This window comes from Paenibacillus sp. FW507-14B1B (assembly GCF_058781425.1).
Genome location: NZ_JBYSWS010000002.1, coordinates 656,702 through 682,357 on the forward strand (window position 1 = coordinate 656,702; position 25,656 = coordinate 682,357).

General features: G+C 39.1%; 30 protein-coding genes and 2 pseudogenes. 4 read left to right on the forward strand and 28 right to left on the reverse strand.

Annotated features, from left to right (window positions below; all coding sequences use genetic code 11):
• Positions 1-25 precede the first annotated feature (25 nt).
• The 27 genes and pseudogenes from AC3WJJ_RS11280 to AC3WJJ_RS11410 form a co-directional block, all read right to left on the reverse strand.
• On the reverse strand, positions 26-418 hold the full coding sequence (locus tag AC3WJJ_RS11280; RefSeq protein WP_492540598.1) for a DUF6508 domain-containing protein: 393 nt from the start codon (positions 416-418) through the stop codon (positions 26-28).
• Between the two features lie 18 nt (positions 419-436).
• On the reverse strand, positions 437-1,000 hold the full coding sequence (locus AC3WJJ_RS11285; protein ID WP_492540600.1) for an SMI1/KNR4 family protein: 564 nt from the start codon (positions 998-1,000) through the stop codon (positions 437-439).
• 130 nt (positions 1,001-1,130) lie between these two features.
• A complete protein-coding gene (locus AC3WJJ_RS11290) occupies positions 1,131-1,445 on the reverse strand; it encodes a GyrI-like domain-containing protein (RefSeq protein WP_492540601.1) in 315 nt (104 codons plus the stop codon).
• A 12-nt stretch (positions 1,446-1,457) separates the two neighbouring features.
• Positions 1,458-2,021, reverse strand: a complete 564-nt coding sequence (locus tag AC3WJJ_RS11295) for a YdcF family protein (RefSeq protein ID WP_492540602.1) — start codon at positions 2,019-2,021, stop codon at positions 1,458-1,460.
• 21 nt (positions 2,022-2,042) lie between these two features.
• Positions 2,043-2,534 carry an NUDIX hydrolase gene (locus tag AC3WJJ_RS11300; RefSeq protein ID WP_492540603.1) on the reverse strand — a complete coding sequence of 164 codons (492 nt, stop codon included), beginning with the start codon at positions 2,532-2,534 and terminating at the stop codon, positions 2,043-2,045.
• Between the two features lie 15 nt (positions 2,535-2,549).
• Positions 2,550-3,167: an alpha/beta hydrolase gene (locus AC3WJJ_RS11305; RefSeq protein WP_492540605.1), complete on the reverse strand. Its 618-nt coding sequence runs from the start codon at positions 3,165-3,167 to the stop codon at positions 2,550-2,552.
• A 42-nt stretch (positions 3,168-3,209) separates the two neighbouring features.
• Positions 3,210-4,331, reverse strand: a complete 1,122-nt coding sequence (locus AC3WJJ_RS11310; protein ID WP_492540606.1) for a DUF3626 domain-containing protein — start codon at positions 4,329-4,331, stop codon at positions 3,210-3,212.
• A 59-nt stretch (positions 4,332-4,390) separates the two neighbouring features.
• Positions 4,391-4,894, reverse strand: a complete 504-nt coding sequence (locus tag AC3WJJ_RS11315; RefSeq protein WP_492540607.1) for a 2,4'-dihydroxyacetophenone dioxygenase family protein — start codon at positions 4,892-4,894, stop codon at positions 4,391-4,393.
• A 194-nt stretch (positions 4,895-5,088) separates the two neighbouring features.
• Positions 5,089-5,199 (reverse strand): annotated as a pseudogene (locus tag AC3WJJ_RS11320) (class I SAM-dependent methyltransferase); the annotation flags it as partial.
• Between the two features lie 57 nt (positions 5,200-5,256).
• Positions 5,257-5,706 (reverse strand): annotated as a pseudogene (locus tag AC3WJJ_RS11325) (class I SAM-dependent methyltransferase); the annotation flags it as partial.
• A 38-nt stretch (positions 5,707-5,744) separates the two neighbouring features.
• On the reverse strand, positions 5,745-6,356 hold the full coding sequence (locus AC3WJJ_RS11330) for a zinc dependent phospholipase C family protein (protein ID WP_492540608.1): 612 nt from the start codon (positions 6,354-6,356) through the stop codon (positions 5,745-5,747).
• Positions 6,357-6,418: 62 nt separating this feature from the next.
• The gene (locus tag AC3WJJ_RS11335; RefSeq protein ID WP_492540609.1) at positions 6,419-7,288 is read right to left on the reverse strand and encodes an ornithine carbamoyltransferase; all 870 of its coding nucleotides are present in this window, start codon (positions 7,286-7,288) and stop codon (positions 6,419-6,421) included.
• 40 nt (positions 7,289-7,328) lie between these two features.
• Positions 7,329-8,189 (reverse strand): alpha/beta hydrolase fold domain-containing protein, encoded by an 861-nt coding sequence (locus AC3WJJ_RS11340; protein WP_492540610.1) that lies wholly within the window; start codon positions 8,187-8,189, stop codon positions 7,329-7,331.
• 32 nt (positions 8,190-8,221) lie between these two features.
• The gene (locus AC3WJJ_RS11345) at positions 8,222-8,698 is read right to left on the reverse strand and encodes a cysteine peptidase family C39 domain-containing protein (RefSeq protein ID WP_492540612.1); all 477 of its coding nucleotides are present in this window, start codon (positions 8,696-8,698) and stop codon (positions 8,222-8,224) included.
• Between the two features lie 288 nt (positions 8,699-8,986).
• Positions 8,987-9,454, reverse strand: a complete 468-nt coding sequence (locus AC3WJJ_RS11350; RefSeq protein ID WP_492540614.1) for a hypothetical protein — start codon at positions 9,452-9,454, stop codon at positions 8,987-8,989.
• Positions 9,455-9,633: 179 nt separating this feature from the next.
• Complete coding sequence (locus AC3WJJ_RS11355; protein ID WP_492540616.1) at positions 9,634-10,227, reverse strand: hypothetical protein; 594 nt, start codon at positions 10,225-10,227, stop codon at positions 9,634-9,636.
• A gap of 180 nt (positions 10,228-10,407) precedes the next feature.
• Positions 10,408-11,073, reverse strand: coding sequence for an HAD family hydrolase (locus AC3WJJ_RS11360; RefSeq protein WP_492540618.1), 666 nt, complete (start codon positions 11,071-11,073; stop codon positions 10,408-10,410).
• Positions 11,074-11,078: 5 nt separating this feature from the next.
• Entirely contained in the window at positions 11,079-11,270 is a 192-nt protein-coding gene (locus tag AC3WJJ_RS11365; protein WP_492540620.1) for a hypothetical protein, read from the reverse strand.
• A 23-nt stretch (positions 11,271-11,293) separates the two neighbouring features.
• The gene (locus tag AC3WJJ_RS11370; protein WP_492540622.1) at positions 11,294-11,908 is read right to left on the reverse strand and encodes a class I SAM-dependent methyltransferase; all 615 of its coding nucleotides are present in this window, start codon (positions 11,906-11,908) and stop codon (positions 11,294-11,296) included.
• A 132-nt stretch (positions 11,909-12,040) separates the two neighbouring features.
• Positions 12,041-12,580 carry a helicase gene (locus tag AC3WJJ_RS11375; protein WP_492540623.1) on the reverse strand — a complete coding sequence of 180 codons (540 nt, stop codon included), beginning with the start codon at positions 12,578-12,580 and terminating at the stop codon, positions 12,041-12,043.
• A 475-nt stretch (positions 12,581-13,055) separates the two neighbouring features.
• Complete coding sequence (locus tag AC3WJJ_RS11380; RefSeq protein ID WP_492540625.1) at positions 13,056-13,508, reverse strand: VOC family protein; 453 nt, start codon at positions 13,506-13,508, stop codon at positions 13,056-13,058.
• Between the two features lie 76 nt (positions 13,509-13,584).
• The gene (locus tag AC3WJJ_RS11385; RefSeq protein WP_492542015.1) at positions 13,585-14,181 is read right to left on the reverse strand and encodes a chloramphenicol phosphotransferase CPT family protein; all 597 of its coding nucleotides are present in this window, start codon (positions 14,179-14,181) and stop codon (positions 13,585-13,587) included.
• A 526-nt stretch (positions 14,182-14,707) separates the two neighbouring features.
• A complete protein-coding gene (locus AC3WJJ_RS11390) occupies positions 14,708-15,127 on the reverse strand; it encodes a GNAT family N-acetyltransferase (protein ID WP_492542017.1) in 420 nt (139 codons plus the stop codon).
• A gap of 77 nt (positions 15,128-15,204) precedes the next feature.
• Positions 15,205-15,900 (reverse strand): DinB family protein, encoded by a 696-nt coding sequence (locus AC3WJJ_RS11395; protein ID WP_492540626.1) that lies wholly within the window; start codon positions 15,898-15,900, stop codon positions 15,205-15,207.
• A 314-nt stretch (positions 15,901-16,214) separates the two neighbouring features.
• Entirely contained in the window at positions 16,215-16,580 is a 366-nt protein-coding gene (locus AC3WJJ_RS11400; RefSeq protein ID WP_492540627.1) for a hypothetical protein, read from the reverse strand.
• A gap of 256 nt (positions 16,581-16,836) precedes the next feature.
• Entirely contained in the window at positions 16,837-16,932 is a 96-nt protein-coding gene (gene comI / locus AC3WJJ_RS11405) for a competence inhibitor ComI (RefSeq protein WP_227011709.1), read from the reverse strand.
• 485 nt (positions 16,933-17,417) lie between these two features.
• A complete protein-coding gene (locus AC3WJJ_RS11410) occupies positions 17,418-20,021 on the reverse strand; it encodes an adenosylcobalamin-dependent ribonucleoside-diphosphate reductase (RefSeq protein ID WP_492542019.1) in 2,604 nt (867 codons plus the stop codon).
• Between the two features lie 435 nt (positions 20,022-20,456).
• Here AC3WJJ_RS11410 and AC3WJJ_RS11415 point away from each other — a divergent pair, with 435 nt between their 5' ends.
• From AC3WJJ_RS11415 to AC3WJJ_RS11425, 3 genes are all read left to right on the forward strand, one after another.
• Positions 20,457-22,217: a DEAD/DEAH box helicase gene (locus AC3WJJ_RS11415; RefSeq protein ID WP_422657622.1), complete on the forward strand. Its 1,761-nt coding sequence runs from the start codon at positions 20,457-20,459 to the stop codon at positions 22,215-22,217.
• A 1-nt stretch (position 22,218) separates the two neighbouring features.
• Positions 22,219-23,178 carry a YqhG family protein gene (locus AC3WJJ_RS11420; protein ID WP_492540628.1) on the forward strand — a complete coding sequence of 320 codons (960 nt, stop codon included), beginning with the start codon at positions 22,219-22,221 and terminating at the stop codon, positions 23,176-23,178.
• A gap of 147 nt (positions 23,179-23,325) precedes the next feature.
• The gene (locus tag AC3WJJ_RS11425; protein ID WP_492540629.1) at positions 23,326-24,342 is read left to right on the forward strand and encodes a hypothetical protein; all 1,017 of its coding nucleotides are present in this window, start codon (positions 23,326-23,328) and stop codon (positions 24,340-24,342) included.
• A gap of 134 nt (positions 24,343-24,476) precedes the next feature.
• Here the strand turns inward: AC3WJJ_RS11425 and AC3WJJ_RS11430 are convergent, their stop codons facing one another.
• The gene (locus tag AC3WJJ_RS11430; RefSeq protein WP_422657625.1) at positions 24,477-24,677 is read right to left on the reverse strand and encodes a YqzE family protein; all 201 of its coding nucleotides are present in this window, start codon (positions 24,675-24,677) and stop codon (positions 24,477-24,479) included.
• A gap of 164 nt (positions 24,678-24,841) precedes the next feature.
• Here AC3WJJ_RS11430 and AC3WJJ_RS11435 point away from each other — a divergent pair, with 164 nt between their 5' ends.
• Positions 24,842-25,645, forward strand: coding sequence for an N-acetylmuramoyl-L-alanine amidase (locus AC3WJJ_RS11435; protein WP_492540630.1), 804 nt, complete (start codon positions 24,842-24,844; stop codon positions 25,643-25,645).
• Positions 25,646-25,656 lie beyond the last annotated feature (11 nt).

Below are 25,656 nucleotides of genomic sequence, written 5' to 3' on the forward strand. Positions count from 1 at the left end.
TCCGAATTCATTCCACGCCTTTACATCATGAATCTAATTCTTGAAGTCTCAATAAAATCTTTGTTACATGCCCTTTTAAAATTACAGTAATAAATAAACCTTCATTGAATCGATCACCACGGATATAGCTAGTCATTAATTTCCTAAGCGTTACTAAATCCGCATTCATAATTCGTTCGTGAATACCCATGTTATTTATGTCTTTGTAAATTTTATTATCATCAAGCCACTGACCCCAATCAAAAATCAGCAAGAACCCCGTATCATTTATTACTTCTCTGAAACGAGTCACTTCTTGGCTCTCAAGTCGATAACCATTTTCCTCTGTGAAAAACTTACTTTTAGAGTCCTGAAAGTAATCAAGATGCTGCAGCAATTCTTTGATTTGTTCGTTTGTAATAACTCCATCGTACGGCATGCTACTCCCCCCTCCAATCTATACTGAGACTAGTAAGCCGTTATTAATCCACTCTATTAAATTATTAGAAACTTTGATTGCATTTTCCGGGCTCATGTCTCCGCAATCTAATATAAATACTTCTGTAGATTCAGCTTTTTCGGCCATTACAAATATCCTTCCACCACTATCATCACCTATTGCAACGTATCCTTTCGCATAATCTGCAACTTCCCAAGTTAAGTTTCTCTCCTCAATTTCTTCCGTTCCATAGATTAAAACTCCATTATTCGTCAAAAAGCCATCGATTTCTAGTAGTAAACTCTTAAAAATAGATGGGAATGTACTATTCATCGCTGCTTCTACTGAATCAATATGTATACTATTTCCTTTATCGTTTTTAACATGAAATTCAATATTTGAGTAATCTAATATAGGCATTCTATTCTCCTCGTATTCTTGATCTCTTAAAATTTCTTTGATCTCTCTTAATTCCTGTAATACTTCTCTAGTGTATTGATTAGTTTTGGAGTTATCCACTCCAATTTTAACAATAAATATACCAAGAAATAAGGAAACGACCAGCATTAAAATAATCTCCAATATGTATCTCCTTTCTCAAGTAACAAAATTCATACATAATCAAGTAAGGAAGATCTTCGGCTGCCAAGATTTCCTCAACAGCCAGAGGCCATGCCTATGAATGATGCTTTTCTATTTACTTGTTAGCCGATTACAATTTACGAACCGCAAACCATAGCTCGATATAGTTAAGTCCGTCTTTTGTGCCGTACATTTCGAATTCCATCCCGTCCACTTGTTCATATCCTGCCGTAGGCAGCCATTCCGTATAGAAGCGTTGATAAAGTTTTTCGATCGTTTCGTTGAATTTATCCCATGGATGTGGATCTGATGGGAAAATGACCCAAGTTCGTGCCGGGATCGTTACTGAGGTATAACCTTCTGTGTTACTGTAATCGTTTTTGAAGGCGCACAGCATATATGGGAAAGTGTCTGGACCGGTCTTTCGGTAACTGCATACTACCACCTTATGCAGCGCTTATAGTTTACGGTTTACCCAATTTGGAATATGGTGTTTAAAATACTGTCCTACCTTCGTCAGCTCGTTCATTACATAATTTATTTTTTGCTCATCCAAGTACCAGTTATCTCTTGTGATTCCTGTCTTGTCTGTTACCGGGCTAACATAAAACTTAACCTCACTAGGGAATTCAACCTGGTATGTAAGCAAAGCTCGTCTAGCAAAATAAGACTTACAAACTAATATTACTTTTCTTGGGTTAATCCTATTTTGTTGAAGAGTCATCCAAGAATATCTTGCATTCTCAAATGTATTCGTCGCTTTATCTTCACGTAAAATCGAGCTTTCGGGTACACCCAAATTTAATCCTATATCTCGTAGAAATTCCCATTCGGTACTAGACACATTTTGAGTGGACCCACCAGAAGGGAGAATATATGGAGCCAAGCCCTGATGGTATAACTCGGCAGCTCTCACCATTAATTGAGGATGACTCCCTCCAGGTATTAGGATTACATTAGACGGTTCAATAGTTGTCTCAAAAAACATAAACTCAGTAATACAGTCAAAAGGATAACTCAAGTCGCTCATCCTCTCACTAATTCATGAACTGCTTTGATATTCATTGTTGATATAATGCTTTATCTGATTCTTATCCTTCAAATTCAATAATTCAGTCTTCAATATGTCTGGATACACATGTAATTGATCTGTTTGCTCCAATGGAAACCATTTAAATATGAGTTTTCCTCCTTCTTCAATCCCTAGGAATTCTTCGTCTGTTCTTGTAAGCTCATGCCCCTCGGGTAAATCAATTAAGTAATAAAATCCAATCTCGTGATAGCGTTTACCATCATACTCAAAGAAGTCCTCATTCACAAAAAGTAATTCTTTAATACGAACGTCAATATCTAATTCCTCTTTAAATTCTCTAACAATCGTTTGATCTGTAGATTCATTAAATTCCACTCGCCCCCCAGGAAGATTCCAAAAATCATCTGTTCGTGTGGTATGTAACAATACTCGATTGTTTTGAATTGCGATGCCAGCTACCCTAAAGTTAAATTTATTATTTTCTCTTTCAAACGTGATCATAGTACACCTCCTGAGTTACTTATTAATGAAATTCATATATATCCTCACAATCCTACCTAGAATCTCAATACTTTCAGCCACATCGTTGGATTCTAGAGAATGATTTGCATTAGGTATTTCAATGACCTCTCTAACATCATCGATATTTATATGTTTTGCAAGTTCGTCATTAAACACTTCATCCTTTGTTCCATAGACTACAAGTCCGTTAAACTTGTTGATATATGGAATGGTATCTTTTATCGGTGTCAAAAATATATGTCTTATTGGAATTTCCAGCTTCTCGTGAACTTCTCCAGCAACTATGGTTCCTAAACTCTTACTAATAAAAATAACTTGTTCATACTTGCTTATGATTCGTTGTACCGATTCATGGCTTTCCTCTATTACTCGATGCAATTCACTCATATCCAAGTTTTCTCTCGCAGCTTGATATCCATATTCAAGTACCATTAAATCATAACCACTTTGAATTGCAGATGTTCCAGCAAAATGTAAAATTGGTTTATCACAAGGATAGTTTTTTCCGGGAAAAAGGACGACCAACTTATCGTTTTTCTCTTTAACTTGAAAATATTTTTGTCTCATATCCGTTTTCCAAGAAGAGGCCACCTTTAAAATCTCTACTTTCAATGTCTCCCACCCTTTCCGGATTCAAGTGATTCCCTCTAACGATTATTTATTCGCACCATAAGAAGTTCTATGGAAACTCTCAAAAGAGTCACCAAATTGAACTAATACGTGCCACATATATTTTAATTCCTGAAGCACTTCTTCATAGCTCCCACGGTCTTTCCACAACTCTGGACTGCGTTTCAAGTCGTTAACCGCAGCACCGATCACACTAGCATCTACGTAACTATTTTGAGCTATCCTCTTGCCTAAAGAAGGCATCGTAGGTCCTCTAAAATCTGAAGGGATTTCTTCTACACGCATAGTAAATCCCATATGCCAATATAGTTTGATTGAATATTTAAAGCATATTTGCTCTAATAACTCCCCTATATACGTTCCTTTGAACGATGGATCCGCAACAAGCATATCTATATCGTCTTTTAAACGGATGTCGCCGTGAACCTGGGCTTCAATATAGTGGTTTTGATTTCTTTTGGGTTCTCGGTTTGAGGGATCTTTGAATGGACTTTCAAGATCAATTAACAAATGCTCAATTAATTTCCTTGGTGTCAGTTCTTTCTCACCTAACCCTCCATTTCGAATAAAAGCCTCTTTAAATACAGATGCTAAAATATCGTCGAACTCACTATATGTACCTTTTTCCTTCGGGTCTAGATGTGAATCTAAATAACTGAATGTACAGCGTTGGGAAACTTCTGGGGCAAGAAGAAAATAACAGGATCCAAACATGGGAGCAGGCCCATCTGGGTGTAACACTAGATTTAGTGCCCCATACTTAGGACGCTGAGTATTCGTAACTCCCTCTACATGATAAGCATCTCCAAACATCTTTTTCTCCCAAAGGTCGCGTGCACCTCCCGGATAAGCAGATACGCTGCCATTTGAAATGTTAGTTTCAAACTGACTTTTGTAGATCCCCTGCTCTAACAATGACTGCGCAACGCATTTCATGTCCTCAACTGGCCGGTCTGGATGAAAGTGTAGTGCAACCCTTGCATATTTATATATTTTTGAAACGGCATCCTCATAGGTTCTCCAAGGGATATTCGACATTAGCAAAACTTCCTCTATGGACTTCTGAGCTTCGTTTTTTCGTGTACGGGCATATTTTGTAATGTGTTCAATAGCTAAATACTGTGAATTTGATAAGTTACTAGACATTCATATCCCCCTTCCCTCTTTAATGAAGAAACCTTACTGCAACTGTGCCAATTAACCTCTCAATAAATAAGATCTTCTCGAAACTCAATTCCCATTTCATTACAATAGTCCTTGTACTTCTTCATTACTGTATAAATATCATCTTGTCCAATGATTTGATTATCCTCATCAAAATATTGAAGGCATCCACCTAATATAAATAAAGTAATGACTTCTTCATCTTCTGTAATAAGTGTATGAATATCCCCAGGTGGTTCAAATATGAAACTTCCTGGTTTTGCAATCCAATCACGCCCCTCATATCTCCATTGTCCTTGAAGATTATATCCAATAACAGATCCACCGGTATGCCGGTGACGAGCCAACACTTGATTGCTCCTAATTTTAAAAAGATATATCCAAGTACCCGTTGCTAGGTCAAATCTGAGAGGCTTAAAATAGCAATTCGCTTCTTTCCCTTCATCAAAAGGAACCCAAGGCAAATCATCAATATGAAATACTCTTTCAGGTAATTGAATCGTTTCTGCTAATTTTATAATTGAATCTTTAACGATTTGATTCATTATTCGTGCTCCTTTTATATTTTCTAGATTGTAGGCGAAATATCAGTTAATAACCAAGTATTTTAAAGCTTTCTTGCTTTGATAACGAAGGTGACCGGAAACATCTTAGCCCTTCTTACAAAATCACTATTTTCATCATGCATTTGTATGATCTCGTTCTCGGTCTCTTCAACCATTTGTTCAATCACAAACCCTGCTCTCGCAAGCGCATTGATATAAGTAGATAGTTTTCGATCCGATATAGCTAGTTCGCCTTGACAAAAATCAGGAGAAACGGAATACCATGATTCATCAAAATAACATTTGTTAAAAACAAATCTATCATTTTCTTCAACAACACATCTATGTATAGGATGAGACCAACTAAAAATAAACACGCCGTCTTTTTTTAAATAAGAAGCAATGCGGCGAAAAGTGCCTTCAAGATCGGTTGTCCAGCCTATGGCATAAATCGAATATACAAAGTCAAAATAATCGAGGGGTATGTCGCTTTCTTCTTCCATGGGAGAACAGATCAAGGTTGCTGAAAGACCACATGCCTTCAAGTGTTGCTCCGCCTTTTCAATCTGTTTCTCTGATAAGTCCATTCCCCACAATTCAGAAGCTTTGCGTTCCCCCTGATATTGCAGCGATTGGCCATTACCACAGCCTATTTCTAACATCTTTTTTCCTGAGACATCTCCAAAAAGTTGACATGTTTCTTCTGAGATAAATGATCCATAGTAAGGAAGCACAATTGCTTTTAAAAAATCATTTCCTTTGGTATCCCAATAGAAGCTGTTTGTTTCATAAACATTATGCTTGTTCATCATGCTGAGCTCCTCTCTTACAATTTTGTTCGCAGCTATTTTTACTTCATCAGCTTTTGTAAATTCACTATTCCTACGTTAACTGAAGTTTCAATATACCCTTTGATCTGTATGAAACTAAAGACATTTAGTGGTTCATGAATTAATGATTGATCATATTCCATATCAGCTAGAACATGTGGGACGAGATCAAGAACCTCTCTAGAGTTCACCTCTTGAAGATCAATGACTGCTCGGGCATTCTTCTGGATGGCTTTCCTCATTTCTTCCGTACAATCATAATGCTCTAAGAGCTTTCCATTAAGTAATCTGAAATCATGATGATAAAGTGGGTAGACTTCAGGATCTTCCTCCATCCGATTTCTCAACCATGGCATATAAAATCCCTTCATCCACTGTTCATCTGCGATCAAATGTGCAAAATATCCAAGAACATATAGGTTATTAGAATGAATTTTATATTTATTTAAGAATCCAAGGTAATCTATATGTCTTGTGAAATTATGATGTTCTCCTTTATAGAAATGCGATTCATCTTTTGTTTGAACCGCATCTGGAGCAATGCTACCAAGTAAAAATGAAGTTCGATCGTCAACATTCAACTTCTCGGCAATTTGTTGTCCGATGATTAAGTGCATAATTCTCGATCCCATTATTAAATCTCCTCACAACTCAATGGTTATCTCCGATCCTTGTCTGTTGTGGAAATATATTGTTAAACGATGTATTGACCTTTCGGGAGCAATCCCAGGCACTGAATAATTATCGCTTGTTGAACATATAACAGATTCTTCTTAAAGGAATGGCCTACAAAATAACTGGAACGTACTGCATCATCACTCACTTCCTGACCTCTGAAAAAAGGAGGACACGGGTTCAATAATGCATTTTTATTGGTTAAATTCAATCTTTCCATGTTCACTTGATACTGTGACAGGTATTCATCATTTTGATACTCAATTGGTAAAGAATCGGTTAGAACAATATCACTGCCATTCATTGTTGTTTCTAGATCTGTTGAGAAATGATAATTCTCATCATCTTTGCATACATCATTTCCGCTAGTACAGACATGATTTAATTTGAGATTTATGACTTTCGCGATTTCAACCCAAGACTTAACAATATTCCCGGCTGGGCCTACAAAAGTATATGTAAGTTCCCTAAATTCTGGCCGAATCTCTCGTATTGAATATATGTCCGAGAGAACTTCACATGGATGATTGTCAGAAGACATTGCATTAATAATCGGGATGAATGAATGTTCAGATATTTTCATCATTTTATTAAAGTCAGGATGTCTGATAATGACACCATCAGCCCAATTGTTTAAGTAACCTATTACATCTTCAAGTTCTTCTTTTTTATTTAATGTATCTGGAGGAAAGAGAATACAATTCCCACCGAGTTGTTGAATTCCTTTTTCAAAAGTCACTCTAGTCCTTAAGCTAGTTTCCGGAAAAAATAAGATGAAGGTTTTACCTTCTAGCACCTTTCTAAATTTATTATTTCTGAGTTCATCCGCAATATGAAATATCTCGTCAATTCTGTGTAATGATAAATCTGAAAGTTTCAAAAAATTCATAAATAACCCCCTTATTCCTATTCCTTGTATCTAAAACCCACTACAAATGAATTTTCAAAAATTCAATTAATTCTTTAAATGCCCTTTGAACCTGCTGATCTGTAAAATTGTGATCGAATACATGATCTGCACCATCAATTGTTATTAGCTTCGTAGGTACTCCCATATCTTTGAGCTTTTCATGCATAATAATAGACTGTTCGTATGGAACATCCGTGTCCTGATTCCCATGAATAAATAAAGTTGGTGGATATTCTTTTGTAACATTGTCAATTGGATTGTATGGTTTTAACTTGTCTATATCTAATGTAGGATCCATCTTCGTCACTTCTTGAATCCATCTTCCTTGTTGACGACAATAGACGTAATAATCAAACCTATCCCACTTACCATCTGTAATTTCAACATTACCAATTCGATTTACAGCACTTACCCTATCTATTAATGGTTTCTTACAGTAGTAGTCACTTGGATGTGTGTACCAACTGCCTAAAATATCCCCATACCCATAGAATGAGACAATAGCATTGGGTTTAAAATCCATTGTTCCAGTTAGTAGGCTAAGGTATCCACCTGCTGATCCACCCATTACTGCTATTTTATCAACGTCATAATCGTACCACTCCGTTGCTTCCGTTCGAACCCAATGGATAGCATCTCTAATATCTTCAATGATACATTCAAAGTCAGTTTCTGGCGCAAGGCGATAATCGATATTGACTAAGCTATACCCACGACTAGTCAAATAATCTATCTGTTCAACGGGCAACCATTCTCTTGTTCCAAATATTAAAGCACCACTATGGATATAGATGATTACAGGAGACTTGGCTCCTTGATAATAGATATCTGCACGAATAGAACACTCTTCTGTCTTCTTATAGATCCTTGTTTCTTTCATGGATTCCTCCCAAGAGCTTGAGCATTTGCCCTTCACTTCATTGATTTTTGATTAATTACGATATACGAGCTTTTACAAAAAGGAATCCAGGTTTTCCATATCGTTTCTAGTTCACTAATCAAGATTTTTCGGTTGTAGAGAGTTTCATTACAGTTAATTGTGTATGGTAAAGAGTCAACTAAATAAATGAATTTTTCATCATAACCTACGGCAGGAACAAAGTGTAGATACCTCTTATTTGGAAATACTCTAACGAATAAGATCACCGGGATCCCTTGAGTTATTTGCTTCTTCAGTGTATCTATATTTCCAGAAAGATAAGTGCTATCCAATCCCAGTTTCTTGAAAAATACGATTATACCCTTTGCGTTTATAGTTCCATCTAATAATTTTCGAGGATATTTTTTATATAACTCATTACCATCAGCTTCTTTTCCGAAATGTCTCAAAATATATGCACTTGAAAAAGCTGCACACTCATAATTTTTCTGAATATCTTTCCTGTTCATCGTTTGTATAAAATATGATTTTGGAAGGTCGCTCGTTTCTATTAAATCTTTTTTCGGAAATTTATAGTAATACGAAATAATAACGATAGTAATAATTATAACGATAGTAATAATTATAACGATCAAGGTATTAATAATTACCTTTACCTCCTTCTATATGTCGCCTCCTACAGAGCGGCTATTGTATTAATTTCCGGATCAAATTATGTTAGTTTTTTATTTCCATGAAACAATCGCTCCTATATCGAGGTATGTAATTAAGCCGTCTCATATTTCTACTTGCTTAATCTAGTCTTTCACTTCAATTGCAAAAGCATAACTTGAGCTCCCTTCATTGAACTTCTTATCCTCAGAAATCCAACTAGCTGATAAAGCATAATAATATATCCCCGGTTCACTCGGAGTTTCAAATTGATTGCTTGTAATTAGTCCATCATCGGTTTCATCCTTATTGTCTATATAAAGATATAACTCATTTGGCTGCTTGCCGTCGATCTGTATAGTGATAACTGTATTAGGTTTAACGATATTCTTCATTTCATCTTTTAGCATTTCTTCAGGATTGACATAATCAACGCAGCCAAGCTTCCCCCAGCAATAGGTACTCTGATGTGTAGTAATGGACTTACCGCCTGCTGTTAATTTGGGTGTTGGTGGATACTTGCCTAACTTTGGATTGGATGGGTCTTCCCTTTCTCCGCAAGCGCTTAACATAAATAACATCAAACACGCAACAATCAGTAACTTTCTACTCACATCATCACTCACCTTATAAAAGATAACGTAATGTGAGCGATACAAGTTTCCTTATTATGTGAATACAAAATTCCATTGCAGATTCGATTCGCCCACATTTATAACTAGCTATAAAAAAAAGAGCGACGCTACGCCATTAGATCATTACGTAGTGTCGCTCAGTGTATAATTAATATGTTTTAATGAAAGATGAAATAAGACGATAGCAACCTTGATTTTGAATGCTCCTTGCGTACAAGTTCCATCGTTTCTTTCCACATGGTTTTGACCTCAGTATAATCAGCCGATATGAGTTGTTCTTCACTAATATTATCTTTAACGATTTTCAATATATCCTCTAGCTCAGCACACGTCTGCTTCCAAACCCCAAGGTCTTTCTCTGTGTTCAGAATATCTTTTAAGTTCATGCTTAAGTATCTAAAAAATCCAGAAATCTCTCTTACAGAATCAACTGTATTACTTTCAATCGTGAAATTCCAATGATTAGCTGCAATAGCCGAAGCTTCAGTTGCTATTGTTAGATCGGTTATAATTCCCTGCATCTTTCCTTCGAATCCATCCTGATCAAGACTAGCATTCTCTAATCTTTCGTTGATTAAATGAACTTCGTCATACGACTGTATCATCCCGTAACCATACATTCTATTTACTAAGCTTTCATAAGTGTTCGTTTCTGTCTGCTTCATCTCTTTATATTTCATATAGGTCACGATATTGATTATGAGCAGGATAATAATTACCAGCACAGTTATTAATTTATATTTTTTTGACAAAGAAACTCACCTTCCAGTAGTTCACAAGCTGACAAAAGAAAATCTGTAAACGAAAAAGAATTTTAATTTTTAGCCTGAGACAATGATGTATGTAATGACCTGATTTATTATACAACACAGTCCCCTTCTTATGTGTAAAAATTGTACAGCCTGCCAGATCTTCATGGAATTACCCTACCTCTAAAAATTCCCCATGACTTCTATCGGGCTTGAACATTTTCTAAACCCGCTTGTAATATGTGTATTAAACCAAGTTGCATGATATGGTATTAACCCTGCCCTAGCAGCTCCCTCAAGTTCCGATGAACCACCATCTCCAATAAAAATGGATTCTGACGGTTTAACCAATATACGTTCGCACGCTATTTCGTAAATTCTTTGATCTGGTTTCGCTAATCCAACCTCAAATGAGAAAATTGCATCATCAAAATAAGAAGTTAAAGCACTATCATTCCAATACCTCACTTCTTCTTCCGTGCAATTGCTAATTAATCCAATTTTAATACCCTTATTTTTTATGTAAGTTAATAGATCAGTAATTTCGGAATGAATATTTCTAAAAGGTATATATTTCTCCTTAATTCGCTCTTGATGTAAGAAATCTATCGCTTCGATATCATCTTTAAGCCCTCTACTACTTAAAATGTCCCTTAGCACTGATGGATAATCAGAAAAGACCCCCGCCATTCGCCGTTCTCTTCGAATCCGCCATTCTTTCTTAAAATCTTCATTTGAAAGCCCAAGAATGTTCATGTAGTCATAGTTTCGTTTGGAAATACGAGTATTCTCAGAGAACTCAGTCACAAGAGTTTCGAATAAGTCAAAAAACACGGCCTTAATCGTCAAGTTGATCAACTCCTCCTGTATTCCTCCATTGTTTTCATTATGCTATCCATCTTTTCTTCGAATCTTCTTAATGAAGCCTTTGTTTCCAAGTGGTGTTTAATGATTCTGTTAACAAATAAAAACAAGCTAACAAAGAAAAGAATGATGAGTGCAAATACTATGACCTGAGCAGTTGCTGCTGTCCAAGAAAAATTCATTATTAAACCCTCCCTTCAGTATTTCATTTCTTTCTCAAGAGCAATGCTTGATAATTCAATTTCATTCCATCTAAATGTATTGTCCTGAATTCTTGAAGCTCAAATACTTGGGTTACCTTTTCTGTCATTGTTTCCTCATCATAAAATGAAAAAAATCGCTTAGGGTTACAAGAATCCTCTTCCCATATTCCTTCACTGTTGTACCCACCATAAACTCCTAAGTAAAAAGTTCCTCCGGGTTTCATTACACGTCTTATTTCTTTCAGAACTTCGATAAACTCTTTCTTGGGTACATGTAATAAAGTATTCATAGCCCACACATTATCGAAACTATGATCTTCAAATGTTAAATTATAAAAGTCCATTTCGTATGCCTTAAGTCCTTTTTGAAGACAGTTCTCTATCATTGCGGAACTTAAATCAATAGAAGTAACGTCCAGTCCCATTTCTTTCATATACAAGCTATGTTGACCTGTCCCTGCCCCGAGATCTAAAATTCTTGTCTGCTCACCTTTTTCTACAGATGATACAAAATAATCTATCTCCTTCATTTTCCATGGTTCAATGCTTAAAAGATTCCTTAGTTTTGCGTTCTCGTTATAACTGTTTTTCAGACTTTCTTTAAATTGCAAATCCATATAAAATCATCCTCATCTAGAATTTATTCACGAATCACGACGCAAGCCGACCTTAGATAGTCGTATCTTAGGTCGGCTCGCATTTTGTCTGTGTCAGTAGCATGTTTCACTCTACTAATCTATAAAGTTTTGTTAGTTCTTACAAAATACAAAACGATCCCAAGCATTCCAAACGTGAAGATGATCAGCTCGGTATCCTCGCAGCCACAGCACATCGTTTATTCGTCTAAGATAAAAGCCTTTCGGAAACTCATCGTCTTCCGTTAGTATTTCCGATGCAATTGTAATGGAGCCAGAAGGAGCTTGATGTCGTTGTGAATTACTCTCACCATAATCTTCAGGCTGATCCAGATATGCCAGTCTTAAGTGAGGTCCTAGCTCATGTGGGCACAGTTCCAAACCAAGCTCGTTTGCTCTTTTGAAAATCTGAACTATAGTAGCTCCATCTGGGAAGCCAAGGTTACTAACGGTTAGCTCAACGGTCTGCAGGCTATATTTTGTATCCGAAGTTATAAATCTATCATCAGTCAGTAGCCGCTCTCCATACTCATTCATTAAGATAGAGAATTGTTGCAGTTTCTGGATAAGCTGTGATTTCGTAAGCCCGCCAATCTCTACTGTTCTTGTAACTACTGGGCATTCAGGGTATATTCCCTCATTATCGATATGCATTTATTGTCACTCCTAGTTGAGCTCTGCCTCGAGGAAAGCAAAGGGCAAATATCATTTAATTACTAGTTCCTTATGTAGTCATTTAGCTTCTTGATATCATCTGTTATAAATTCGATATCCTGCGTCTTTTCTATTATTAGGACATACAATGGTGTATTGGATACATGAATTCTATGATTAAGAATACCTGCCCCTGGAGTTGTTTTAGTGTGACTTCTTATTAAATGATTAGGATCTTCTAGCCCCTCAACATAGATGCTGTTACTTTTTGAATGTTCATACACAATAAGCGAATATTTAGTTTTCTCAAAAGCATTACTAGCAATTAAAAAGATGGAAAAACAAATAAATAGACCAATACCTAAGTAGTATAAATATTTATTTATTGAATCTTTCATACGCCGCTCCGACTTCTTAAAGATATCTTCATATTAATCTATTCATGTCAGTAATGCTCTGTAAACCGTCACTTCCGTTAATTTCTTTCAAGTTGTTCTGCCAAACCGATCAAAATTCCTTCGGTTCCACGAATATAGCAGAGCCGGTACGAGTCTCCGTACTGTACCACTTCACCAACGAGCTCAGCACCATGCTTAATGAGTCGGGATACCATCTCGTCAATATTTTGAACTGTAAACATGACGCGTAGATACCCAAGGGAGTTTACAGGAGCTGTCCGGTGATCTGATATCGTAGGTGGATTGATAAATCGAGAAAGTTCTATTCGGCTGTGGCCATCTGGGGTTACCATCATAGCAATCTCTACGCACTGAGAACCTAGTCCAGTTACACGACCAGCCCATTCTCCTTCAACCGTGGTTCGACCTTCGAGATTCAATCCAATCTCCTCAAAAAAAGAAATTGCATCATCAAGCGATTCTACAACAATACCCACATTGTCCATTCTTAATAATCTATTCATTTCCATCGGATTTCCCCTTCGTGTAAAAAGTCCTTATAAACTGCCGCAACTTAGATACGCTGTTATCTACTGGATTCCACTTCTATGAAACACTAATATTTCTTTCACTTAACTTCTTAAATACCGAGTACTCCTTATCAGACTTAATAAAACTTAATATCCTTTCGGCGCATTCTGATGGATTCAACTCTTCAGTGTTTACTTCAAGGTCATATTCATTAAAGCGATATACTTGGTCGAACTGTGAATTTGCTAGTCCGATCTGTCTGTCTCCTCTTGTTTGCTCTCTTCTTATAAGTTCCTCTTTCGAGCATAGTACACCTACAAATAAGGTGGGATGATCAGAGAGTACATCAAGATAATCATTAAACCACTTCTCATTGTCGATTACGGTATCTACAATTACATTCAAACCCATTTCTGAAAACAGTTTAATTGTCGAACAGTACATCGAGTTTATGGGATCAAAAATTATTTGTGCGACAATATGATCATCTACTTCTCTTGTAGGTTCCATATCTGGGAATTTACGATCAATAAATTCATTGTAATTATGTAAAAAATCATCTATTGATAAATGATAAAACGGAACCTCCTTCTGATTGATCAGTTCCATAGAGATACTAGTCTTCCCTGAACTTGAAGTGCCGTTTAGAAAAACTATCATTCCTCGCTTCAAACGAATCACCCTCACATATAATATTTGTGTATCCTCAGCTTTATCGTTTTTCTTCATTTCACTATAAAAATATCAAATAATATAATTATTGGACTTGCAATAAGCCCTATATAACCACCAAGCTTCAAAGCTTTTTCCGATCGTATTCCAAACGGGTTGAATTTCATTATAACTTCAGGGTAATTAACTTGTATTAATGCGCTTGTCAGTCCTATCAAACCAATTAAAGATAGTGGACTCAAAAAAATTACTCACCTCGATCATAATTATTACTATTCTTTCCACAGTCTAGTGACTCCTTCTAACACTAGGTCTCTAAATTTCATTTTATAGATGTCCGGTTACCATATAAATAATCGTCTCCATCTAACCCTCCCTAAATTGATTTCTTTAATGCAGTTATTTTCAAAAAGCGGTCCCTTTGAATCCAAATCCCACCAATATATTCGATCGACCTAGGTATAGTACCAGCGATAATTTAGCGTTAATATGTTGTTAGACATTGTTTATTCCTTATCGAAAATACTTATATTAAGTCCTTTTTAAAATAATAGTGATTACATCCAAGTGGAGCATTCTCAATCATTGCAATTTCTTTATAACCATATTTCTTATAAAAATCAGGAGCCTGAAAGCTGAATGTATTCAATTTAATAAATGTACACTTTTTTGATCGTGCTATCTTTTCTGCTTCAGCTAAAAGTTTTTTACCAAGTCCGTTTTTTCGATTTTCTTCTTCAACCCATAAAAATTCAATCTCCATCCAATTCCAACAAACAGCGCTGTTAAGACCTGCAATTATATCTCCGTTATCGTTCCTCAAACATAGATTGACCTCTTCGTAGTTGCCGCTTGGACCATGTACGGAATTATATGCAATAAGTTTACTTCTCACATAACCAGCTTCTTCATTTGTTCCAATATGTATCTGGGAGTTATATGGCATATTAGTCCTCCTATTATTTTTTTGTTTGACTTCACTTTTACCTGCCGCAATAAATAGTTGCAATACGATAACTAATATCATCTCATGAACTTCTGTATCCTTTGTTTTATTCTAATAGATTTATTTAAATGCAAAAAAATATGCCTTGTTACTGGCATGAGTATTAATCCTCCAATACGTTTATTCCCCCAATATTCAAGTAACCATGAAGCTTCATCTTTGACAGCATTTTGATCTTTTAGCTTTTGTATTCTATCTGTTTGAATTTTTAAATTAAGTTCACCAGGCTCCAGCAATGATACAATCTTACGTGTTTTACGTCCTACTTCAATCCGATATTCAAGTAATGCTGAAATATCAATCTGATTGCTTAAATTAGCAACCTCATCATCAGTCATTTCGTTTCCAGAATGAGGATAACTAATTCTAAGTTTCTTATTCCAATCATCAGCACTAAAAACTTGTTTATCATTATTGACTAAGACATTCATAGTCATATCTTCAATTCTTGTAATATGCCATATGTGCCAAGCAATAGAGTTCTTGGTATCTGGGGCTACTACAGGATACTTGCGAAAAGTCTCCTCTAAACTATCTTTAATTAATACATCTTCAAGAGTAGTAGATACAGAATGACTCATTTCTGAGCAATGTAACAAACTATGTTGATGTAAAAACAAATCTATACTTTCCTTATGTTTTTTGGGTTTCAAAATAATACTTGTTAGTTTTTTGTGATTTTCATTCCATAGTTTTCGTTGGTTCAAATCCACGCTAAACCTCCATGTATTCCGCAATGATTTCCTATAATGTATTTGTTCTCCTGAACGCTGAAGGTCTAAGGTGCAAATTGGTCGTGTCCGTCGAACTTATCCTCGCAGGGTTGTGAACTGAAACTTCGTTACTGCTATCTCTTCTTGCGAAGCAAGGGCTGAAGAACGCAGCTAAGATACGTTGTTACATGATGAAAATTACCTAATTAAATGGAATAACATGAATGTTACTTATATATCTCATTTGTTTTCAGTTCTTCAAATATAGTTTTGAATTAATTCCTCTACCGTCCCTTTACATTTACAAATTCCATCTACATGATAAAAGGTACTCGTGTTTTCCAAGTCATCAATTTCATCATTCTGAGAGTATAGAAATACTTTAATTCGACGTGACTGCCTTTACCTGCCGGTAATATAACCACTATAAAATTGGAATTCATTACAGCCTCTATTTCCTTATTCCCTATATCTTTAAGTTGATCAATTGAAGTGATATTTTCATTTAAAGTCCAATCGTATGAATTATTCAATCCCTCTTGTCTCAATCGTTGACTTACAATTTGTACAGTTTCTATATTTTTAAAGCTTGATGCAATATAGAAACTCATCATTACTTCTCCTGCTTTCTGATATATGTATAGTTTTCGACTGATTTCATAAAACTTCTTTATATTCACGACGCGAATCGGCTTTATATAACTCTATCTTAGACCGGTCCGTGTGTTATCTGTACCCTCTTTCATAAACAATACATCGGACGATTTTCTTTATTCGATTTGTTCTTTGATTCATCTTTTCAAATATGGTAATATACATTTAATAAAGACCAAGTGCGCTAACACTTGGTCCATACAATTGGCTTGGATGGGTAATCCCTTCTTAGTCACTTACGATCAGAAACCCACCTTCGGCGGTCAACCTTAGGGTGGGTTTTTACTTTCTCTTGTTGTTATTATTAATGTAAGTTAAAAGTGCAAGAATGAATGATCCAAATAGGAACATAATTGTTAGTGCATCTTTCACTTCCATGGCTTCACCTCCTCTCGAAGGGAAACCATGACCACCCAAGATTCAATTGTAGTTATATTTTACCTCTATTTACATCTACGTACAAGCGTTCTTATTACGCCTTTGAACCTTTTATTATAGATATGGTATTAATATAATTAGTAGCCCTTTCAAGTAACACTTTTATAACATGAATATTACCGTACGTCGTAAATACTTCATTCATAGAAGTATATACAAATCTCTTTCTTTATACAGACGTTATAAATAACCTACTGTATTTTTTATGCGTCTAGCTTCCTTCACAGTTACCTCATATAATGCGCTGCTGCTCTGATGCCCATGTAACTCTTGGATATATCTTAGATTCATATAAACGAAGGCCCACAAGTCACTATCGTGACCTGCGGGCCTTCGTTCTTCGAAACCTTTAATCTTCGCTTAATCTATCTCTATACTTCTATATCTGTTGTTTCATATCTCTCTATCTGTTCACATCCAACAGCTTAACTACACTTACTATATCCACAGTTGCTGCAAGTTTTGCAGCCCTCGATGTTAATCAGCGAAGCGCCACCACAGGATGGACATAGATCGCGAGAAGCTGACGCATGATTGGCAGATACACCATTTACCTGTCCAGCGCCTGCAGTGATCTGCTCTGCTGGAGCCATCGTTGCTGCGACTGGTGCTGGATCAAAGTCATCGGAGATGCCACTTGCCACATGGGTTTCAAGTGCTTTTGCTACGGCGTCCGCAATGGACTCCACACGGTTTGCACCGAAGCCAATGGCTCCAGAGCCACCAATACCTTTAAGATGCTTGATTAGCAGTTCTACCTTATTGCCATGATCTCCATAACGAAGGAACAAGGAGCAGACACGGCCGAGGGCTTCTGCCATCGCGAACACATCAGAACCGGCTTTACCCACATTCAAGAAGATTTCGCCTGGTATGCCGTTAAGATCATTGATCGTGATATATGCCATGCCGAATGGGGTGTTGATCTTGTACGTTGCTCCGCGTAGTACTTGCGGACGGCTCTTGTACTGCTTATCTAGACCACTCTTACCAGCAGCAGGTGCCGCACTTACCGCCGTACTTGCAGATGCAGTCGTAGTTTCTACAGTTTCCTTCACTTCGTTCTCAGGCGTAGAGGTTACAGCTTCAGTAACGGTCTTATCTTCCTTCTTCTCTGTCTGGAGTACCTGCACATCACGGCTACCATCACGGTAGATGGTTACCCCTTTACATCCAAGGTCGAAGGCCAGTTCATACAGACGTTTCGTATCTTCCACGGTGAAGTCAGAAGGACAGTTTGCTGTCTTCGAGATCGAGCTGTCTACCCAGCGCTGAATCGCTGCTTGAGCGCGAATGTGATCCTCAGCAGATAGATCCATTGCTGTCACGAAGTAATCTGGAAGCTGTTCACCCGGATGGCTGTCTATCCAATCCTGTGCAATCGGAACGAACTGCTCATCGAAGCCAAGACGACTTTGACGGAAGTATTTGAATGCGAAGTAAGGCTCAATACCTGTTGACGTACCAACCATCGTACCCGTGCTGCCTGTCGGTGCTTGGGTAATGACAGTCACGTTACGCGCACCTTTGGTGCGGACCGCTTCTTCAACTTCTGGGAACGCCTCGGACATATTTTTCATAAATCCGCTTTGCAGATAAAGATCCGCATCGAACGCGAGGAATGAGCCTTTCTCTTCCGCAATATCCGCCGAAGCTAAGTAAGCCTCACGAGCGATGAATCCATACAACTTGTCTAGGAACTCCAACGATTCTGGACTACCATAACGGATTTTCAGCTTGATCATCAGTTCGGCAAGACCCATCGTTCCAAGACCTACACGGCGTTCCTTCTTCTGATTCGCTTCATTTTCCGGGAAATGATACGGAGTTGTATCAATAACGTTATCCAAGAAGCGAACGGAGTAACGGGTTGTAATCGCTAGCTCTTCCCAGTCTACATCATCATTCTCTTCATCATAGAATTTAGACAGGTTCATTGCAGACAGGTTACATACACCCCATCCTGGTAAGCCCTGTTCACCACAAGGGTTCGTACAGATGATCGGATTGAAATACCAGCTGTTGGACATCTGATTGTAGTATTCCATGAATACGACACCCGGCTCAGCCGATTTCCAAGCAGACTCCATAATCGTTGTCCATATTTCGCGAGCTTTCATTGTTTTGTAGGTAATGACTTTACGGCCCGCTTGCTTCCACTTGTCCAGATCTCCATCCCATTCCTCATCATAAGCTGGTTCAGAAGTATCCGGGAATACCAGATCCCAATCCAGATCCTCCTTCACAGCTTTCATGAAGTCGTTACTAACACATACAGATAGGTTCGCATTGGTTACCTGACCCATCTGCTGTTTCACGGTGATGAAATCCATGATATCTGGATGCCAATCGTTCATCATCAGCATGAGTGCACCACGGCGGCTGCCACCTTGCTCAATGAGTCCTGTAGTATAGCTGAACAATCCACCCCATGATACTGCCCCACTAGAAGATCCATTAACACCTTTTACAATTGCACGGCGCGGACGAAGGGAGGACAAGTTAATACCTACACCACCGCCACGAGCCATGATTTCAGTCATTTCAGACAACGTCTGCATAATTCCACCACGGCTATCCTTCGGTGAAGGAATGACATAGCAGTTAAACAGCGTCAGTTCATCGCTTGCTCCTGCGCCAGCCGCAATCCGGCCCCCAGGAACGAGCTTCCAATCGTCCAAAATATGACGGAATTTAGCCTTCCATTCTTCCTGCAATTCGGGTGTTGCTTCCGCCGATGCCATCGCAGCTGCCAAGCGGTCCCACATTTCCTCAGGTGTCTTCTCAATTGTCAGCGTCAGCTTTTCGACATCCGTCTCCACCAATTCACCCTTACGGGTCTTCACGGTAACAAGTCGGCCATCACGCTTCACAATTTCTCCAACTTCCTTGGTTGGGAACTTCGGATCATCTTTTGTCAGAACCAGAACCACATCGCCCACCTTCGCGTTATGGGAATTCGCGTCCTTCCACGCATACCGGTCCAAAAAGATCTTCTCACTTAAACCTTCAAGCCGCTGATTTTGCATCGTACTCAAGGCAACTACCTCCTATATTAACTATAAATTCTTATTCATCCATACGGAAGCCGATATCTTCACGGTCTACTAAAATATAACCTTTATGTATACCGGCCAAACGTAAACCCCAACGAACACACACCATATATTGTGTCCGTTATTCATAATAACACACTACATATGGTGAAGCTATGCCGAAGATGTGAATTTTGAGGCTTGTAAGCCCATTAACATCAATCAACCTTCTTTTTTCTTATTCTCTCTCCTTTTTTCAAAAAACATCTTTGAAAAAACTTGAAAATATACAATCGCAGCATACATATGGGCTGCCGAAAGCCATTTTAGTCCCCTTCATGAAATGAAAGGTTATGAAGTCTCCTTTTTTCGTCCATACTACACATACATCATGTGCCTTGAACCCTTTAACAACTAGGAGGAGATTATGTGAATTACCAACCACCCGTCATTCCGGGATCTGTCCATGATTCGCGACTCCCCGTGCCTCTTCATATCGACCGTTCTTGGCTTGAAGATTTAGAGAACCGTCTGGAAAAAGGCGGACCATGGGGAGACTACCGCCTATCACGACTAGCCGTGCAAGGAGAAGAATCTCGTCTTGTTACAAGCTTCGAAGAACTGCAATGTTTGAAATATATCGGAAATCTTTCACCTCTACCCCATCAGACCGATACGGCACGAAAAGTGTTGTTTGAAATGTCCGGCAGAGCGATTCTCGCCGATGAAGTAGGTCTTGGTAAGACCATCGAGGCAGGTCTTATTTTGAAAGAATATATCGTTCGAGGGCTCGTCTCCAAAGTGTTAATCCTTGTACCCGCATCTCTTGTATTGCAGTGGGTTCGTGAACTCAACTCGAAATTTGGTATCCCTGCTATTGCACAGAAAAAAGCCTACTCCTGGGGCAATGATATTGTCGTTGCGTCCATGGATACGGCAAAGCGGGACCCTCATCAAGAAATCCTATTGAATGAAGAATATGACATGCTCATTATTGACGAGGCTCATAAATTAAAGAACAAAAAAACGTCCAATTATCAATTCATTCAGAAGCTGCGCAAAAAATACTGCCTCCTCCTGACCGCGACGCCAGTGCAGAATGATCTCAGCGAGCTCTTTAATCTCATAACGCTGTTGAAGCCTGGGCAACTTGGACGTCAGGGAGACTTCTCAGCCAATTTCGTTGTAGATAAACGAAAAGCCAAGAATCAAGACCAGCTCAAGGATGAGCTGTCTAAGGTTATGATCCGTAATCGCCGTGGCGAAGGACCTGTAAAATTCACCAAACGTACTGTACGTAACGTAGGCCTCGAGCTATCGCCCGAAGAAAAGTCATTATACGATGGTGTCACTTCCTTCGTCAAAGATCAGTATCAGGCAGCTGGGGGAAATTTAAGCAGTATGCTTTCACTAGTTACCCTGCAGCGTGAGGTGTGCAGTAGCCGAGATGCGGTCTTCGTTACGCTCGTTAACTTATCCAAAAAAATGCCTGAGGATTCTCCGCTCCGTGATAAGGTGTGGGAGCTTGTCCACTTAATTAAAGCAATCAAAGCCAATACCAAGGCCGAGAAAGCCATAGAACTCATCAAACAGATGAATGAGAAGGTCATTGTATTTACAGAATACCGGGCTACTCAAGAATATCTACTCAACTATTTTCGCGATCACGGCCTCATTTCCGTTCCATATCGAGGCGGCATGAACCGTGGCAAAAAAGACTGGATGATGGACCTATTCCGCGGCAAGGCTCAGGTTATGATCGCTACTGAAGCAGGCGGTGAAGGCATAAACCTGCAATTCTGTCACCAAATGATCAATTTCGATCTACCTTGGAATCCCATGCGAGTTGAACAGCGAATCGGGCGGGTACACCGTTTAGGTCAGACGAACGATGTCCAGATTTTTAACCTGTCTACATCAGGTACGATTGAAGAACATATTCTGAATCTTTTGCACGAGAAGATCAATATGTTCGAGATGGTCATTGGCGGTCTGGATGTCATACTAGAACGGTTCGAGAAGAAGGAATCCATTGAGAAAAGCTTGTACAAGATCATGCTTGAATCTGAAAGCGATGACGAAATTCGAAACCGTCTGAGCTCCTTAGGAGACTCACTTCATCATATTAAACAAGACTTAGAGCATGAATCATCCGCTGAAGAAGAAACCTTACGAGAGGAAGAAGCCTAATATGACCATGACGCCGCAGGAGGTGCAACAGCACTTCATGGCCTATTTGGAAGCCACCGAATGCACCGTCATTGAGAAATCGCCTGAGCATGTGACCGTTAAGCTGTCTCCCCAAGCCGATAAAATGCTGACCAATCGCCCGTATTACTGGGGATTTGTCGAACGAACCGGAGCACCAGCCGAAACGTTGTCGTTCAGCTTCGTATTCGATCCTCCTAAATATGATGAGAGGTTGCTCAAACAGACGGAACTCAGTCCAACGAAACAACAAGCAGGTGCACAAGATCCTCTTCTCTCCCGCTATTACGGCAGCGCCCCTATTCTACCTGTCATTGGTCCGGGGCGAATTCAGCGTGAAGATATACTTTACGGTAGCCGTAGGCTTGCTCAAATCTGGGATGCCTCCCGCGAGGAAGGCAATTACATGTTTATGTTCGAGCAGCCCGCTGATCCGCAGCGTCCAAAAGCTCGCTCTGCTCCGTATGAGCAGTGGCTTGGCATCTGTTTCAAGGCTGAGTTTAGCTGTGACTTGAAGCGAGAAGAGCTTCATTTTCTCGGGATATCCCTATCACGTAAGACCATTGTGGAGAATTTCCCTGCACATTTGGATGGCCGAAACTTAACACCAAGACTTCCAGAGAATGTTCATGTGAGGCCAGCTGCACTAAATTTATCACAAGCCGCATCGATGCTCGAAGATCACCTGATCAATAAGCTTAGTAAACTTGACTATTCCTGGGCAGAGCAAGCGAAGGTTCGTCTTGCCGAAGAGCTGGCGATTGTGGACAGCTACTATCAAGATCTGTTGAACGAGCCAGATGAAGAGAAGAAGTCAGCTATTCAGCAGCAATATCAATCCAGGCGTTCCGAAATGGAGTGGCAATATTCTCCTAAAGTGAGCTTGTCCGCCATAACCTGCGGTATGTATCATCTCTGTTCGTCCAGTAACGGGGTCTCTTGAGCTTCATCAACAAAACAAGGCAAAAAAAGACCCCTTTTATAGGTCTTGACCGTGACAGCTTGTAACACTCTTTTTAAAGCTTGTCCTATAAGATAAATCTAACTTATGTGATTCCATTCGGTTGATTCTCGGAAAGGCGGTTGAACGTTGAAGGAACTTTCCTATCCAATCTTTATTTATGTCATTCGCATTACAATGTCCGTCATTTTGTTCACAACAGCATTCGTCGTACCAGCCTCTTCTATATCTCACGCTGCCAATTCACCAACTACATCTGTGAAGCAATGGACATACACCAACGCTCCGAATAAGCTTGAAGTATTTGCAGAACAGACGATCGAAGATCTGGCAGAACATTTGCCTTTCAAAAGCTGGAAAGAAGCAAATCTGGACTATACCCCACTTGGACCAGGTACCCACAGCTGGCTTGTGACGATAGAAGACAACAGCAAACCACTTGGTTATTTAATTATTACCTCCGATGACATGGGGGGATATGTATTAAGCGAATATGGTATCGGATCGGAACTCCCCTACAGCCTTGCTCCGTTAGAGGATACATTGGTCAGGGTAGGATTACTCAAAGTTAATCCGAAAATCCCTTCCTCAGCTCCTCCTTCCCTCCCGAAGGGAAGTAAAGTTGAAGCCTTGTACAGTTCGATTTCACCTTACTTCAAGGTTACTCTTAAAGGTAAGGCACCGACCTATGTTCACGCTGTGACATTTGATATAATGGATGACCCTTATATAGATAAGGTTCCAACATCGCTTACACAGAAGAATGGTACTGATCTTCTAAAAAGTTCATCCGAAACCTGGCTACCTTCCTCTGTCATACGTACAGACGGCGAGCCCGATCCTTATCAGAATTTAAAATGGTTAACCACCCCTGCACTTTCCATCAAGAATGGGGATGATATCATTGGCCTTCTCTCACCTGGGAATCGAAAGTCGCTTGTTTTTACGGTTAAAGATCACAATGCTGTCTTCGGTGCCCCATTCAATCTGACCGGGTGGCAAAGCTGGTCTACATCAGGCAAGCTAAGACCTCAAGCGATCTACGTCACCGTCCCTCAGCGAAATACAGACCTCATTCGGTTTGTTCCTGTTGTGAACCTGATCGGTACTGGCAAATTCCAAGAAGAAGTAAGTGAAATGAAATAACGCATTCTCTTCATAACCATCCGCCCTTATCTAACTTAATCGCACAATAAAGGACGTACTCCTATTCTCAGGTGTACGTCCTTTACGTTTTCACTTTAAAATTGATCATCCGTTTTCACCATAGATTCTCCAGCTTAACTCCTCCGTTTTTTATTCCCTTTTTTGGTCACGACTTCTTCCTTCCAGAGTGATACTGAGAACGGAATCATACCGAACCAGCGAACAGACCATGGCTCCTTTGGCCGTTGTACTTGCTTTCGCTCTTCCTTGGGCGTGTCCATATAAGTGACAACACGCTCTGTAATATATTTTATGAGATCATTGCTACTCGCCATCATAACTCCTCCTTAGATCTTGGTTATCGTCTACCTTATCAGGATGCACTGATTCGCCAATAATTAGACACCAGCATGTTTTCAAGTTTATTGCACATCATAAAGGTTGAGGAAATAATCTGTGCAATCTACAATTCAATTATTAACGAAAGAGGGCCGCATCAATGATCAAAAGAATCTCTATGGCTGTACTTCTGATCTACTCCTTCGCTCTCTTGGTATCTGGGGCCTCGATTTACGCAGAGCAACAAGCAGCGGCCTCCACACCTAGTCCCGTCATTCATACGAAACATCATGATCGACCGCGTCATGATCCTGCTGTTAGGTCCGAAGATAGCCTTTATCATGAACTGGTTAAACCTGAAACCACGCAGCATCACCCCTTTCCTCATGATGTCGTTCTAATTGATGTCGGGCATGGAGGCATAGATGGGGGAACCTCATATGGCGATTTACTCGAAAAAGATATTAATCTCGCCATTTCACGCGAGCTTTTTAAGTTGCTTCGAAGCGAAGGATATCATGCCGTATTGAACCGAGATGCTGATTATGCCTTAAGTGATGATAACCGCTGGCACACCAGTCGATCTCGCCATCGTAAGGATTTAATTCAGAGGAAACAACTCAGCAGCGAGATCCCTACGAAGCTGGTCGTCAGTATTCACGTTAATTGGGGTAAGAACAAATCCAAGCATGGTGGTGTTGTCCTTCATCAAGCAGAGGGAAGGAGCGCCATGCTCGCAGAATCTATACAACGTCAGCTGAATCTAATGCATAAGAACAGCCATCAAACTTCGGTTGGCAAGCCTTTTTACTTGTTGAATCGTATTGAAGTTCCGGCCGTTATTGTGGAGACCGGATTTATCAGTAATGCGGAGGACCGTGAGATGCTCACGAGTAAGGACGGACAGAAAAAAATTGCAAATGCCATAGCCAGCGGGATCGCCGAATACTTAACGGCCCTTTAATAGGGTCGTTT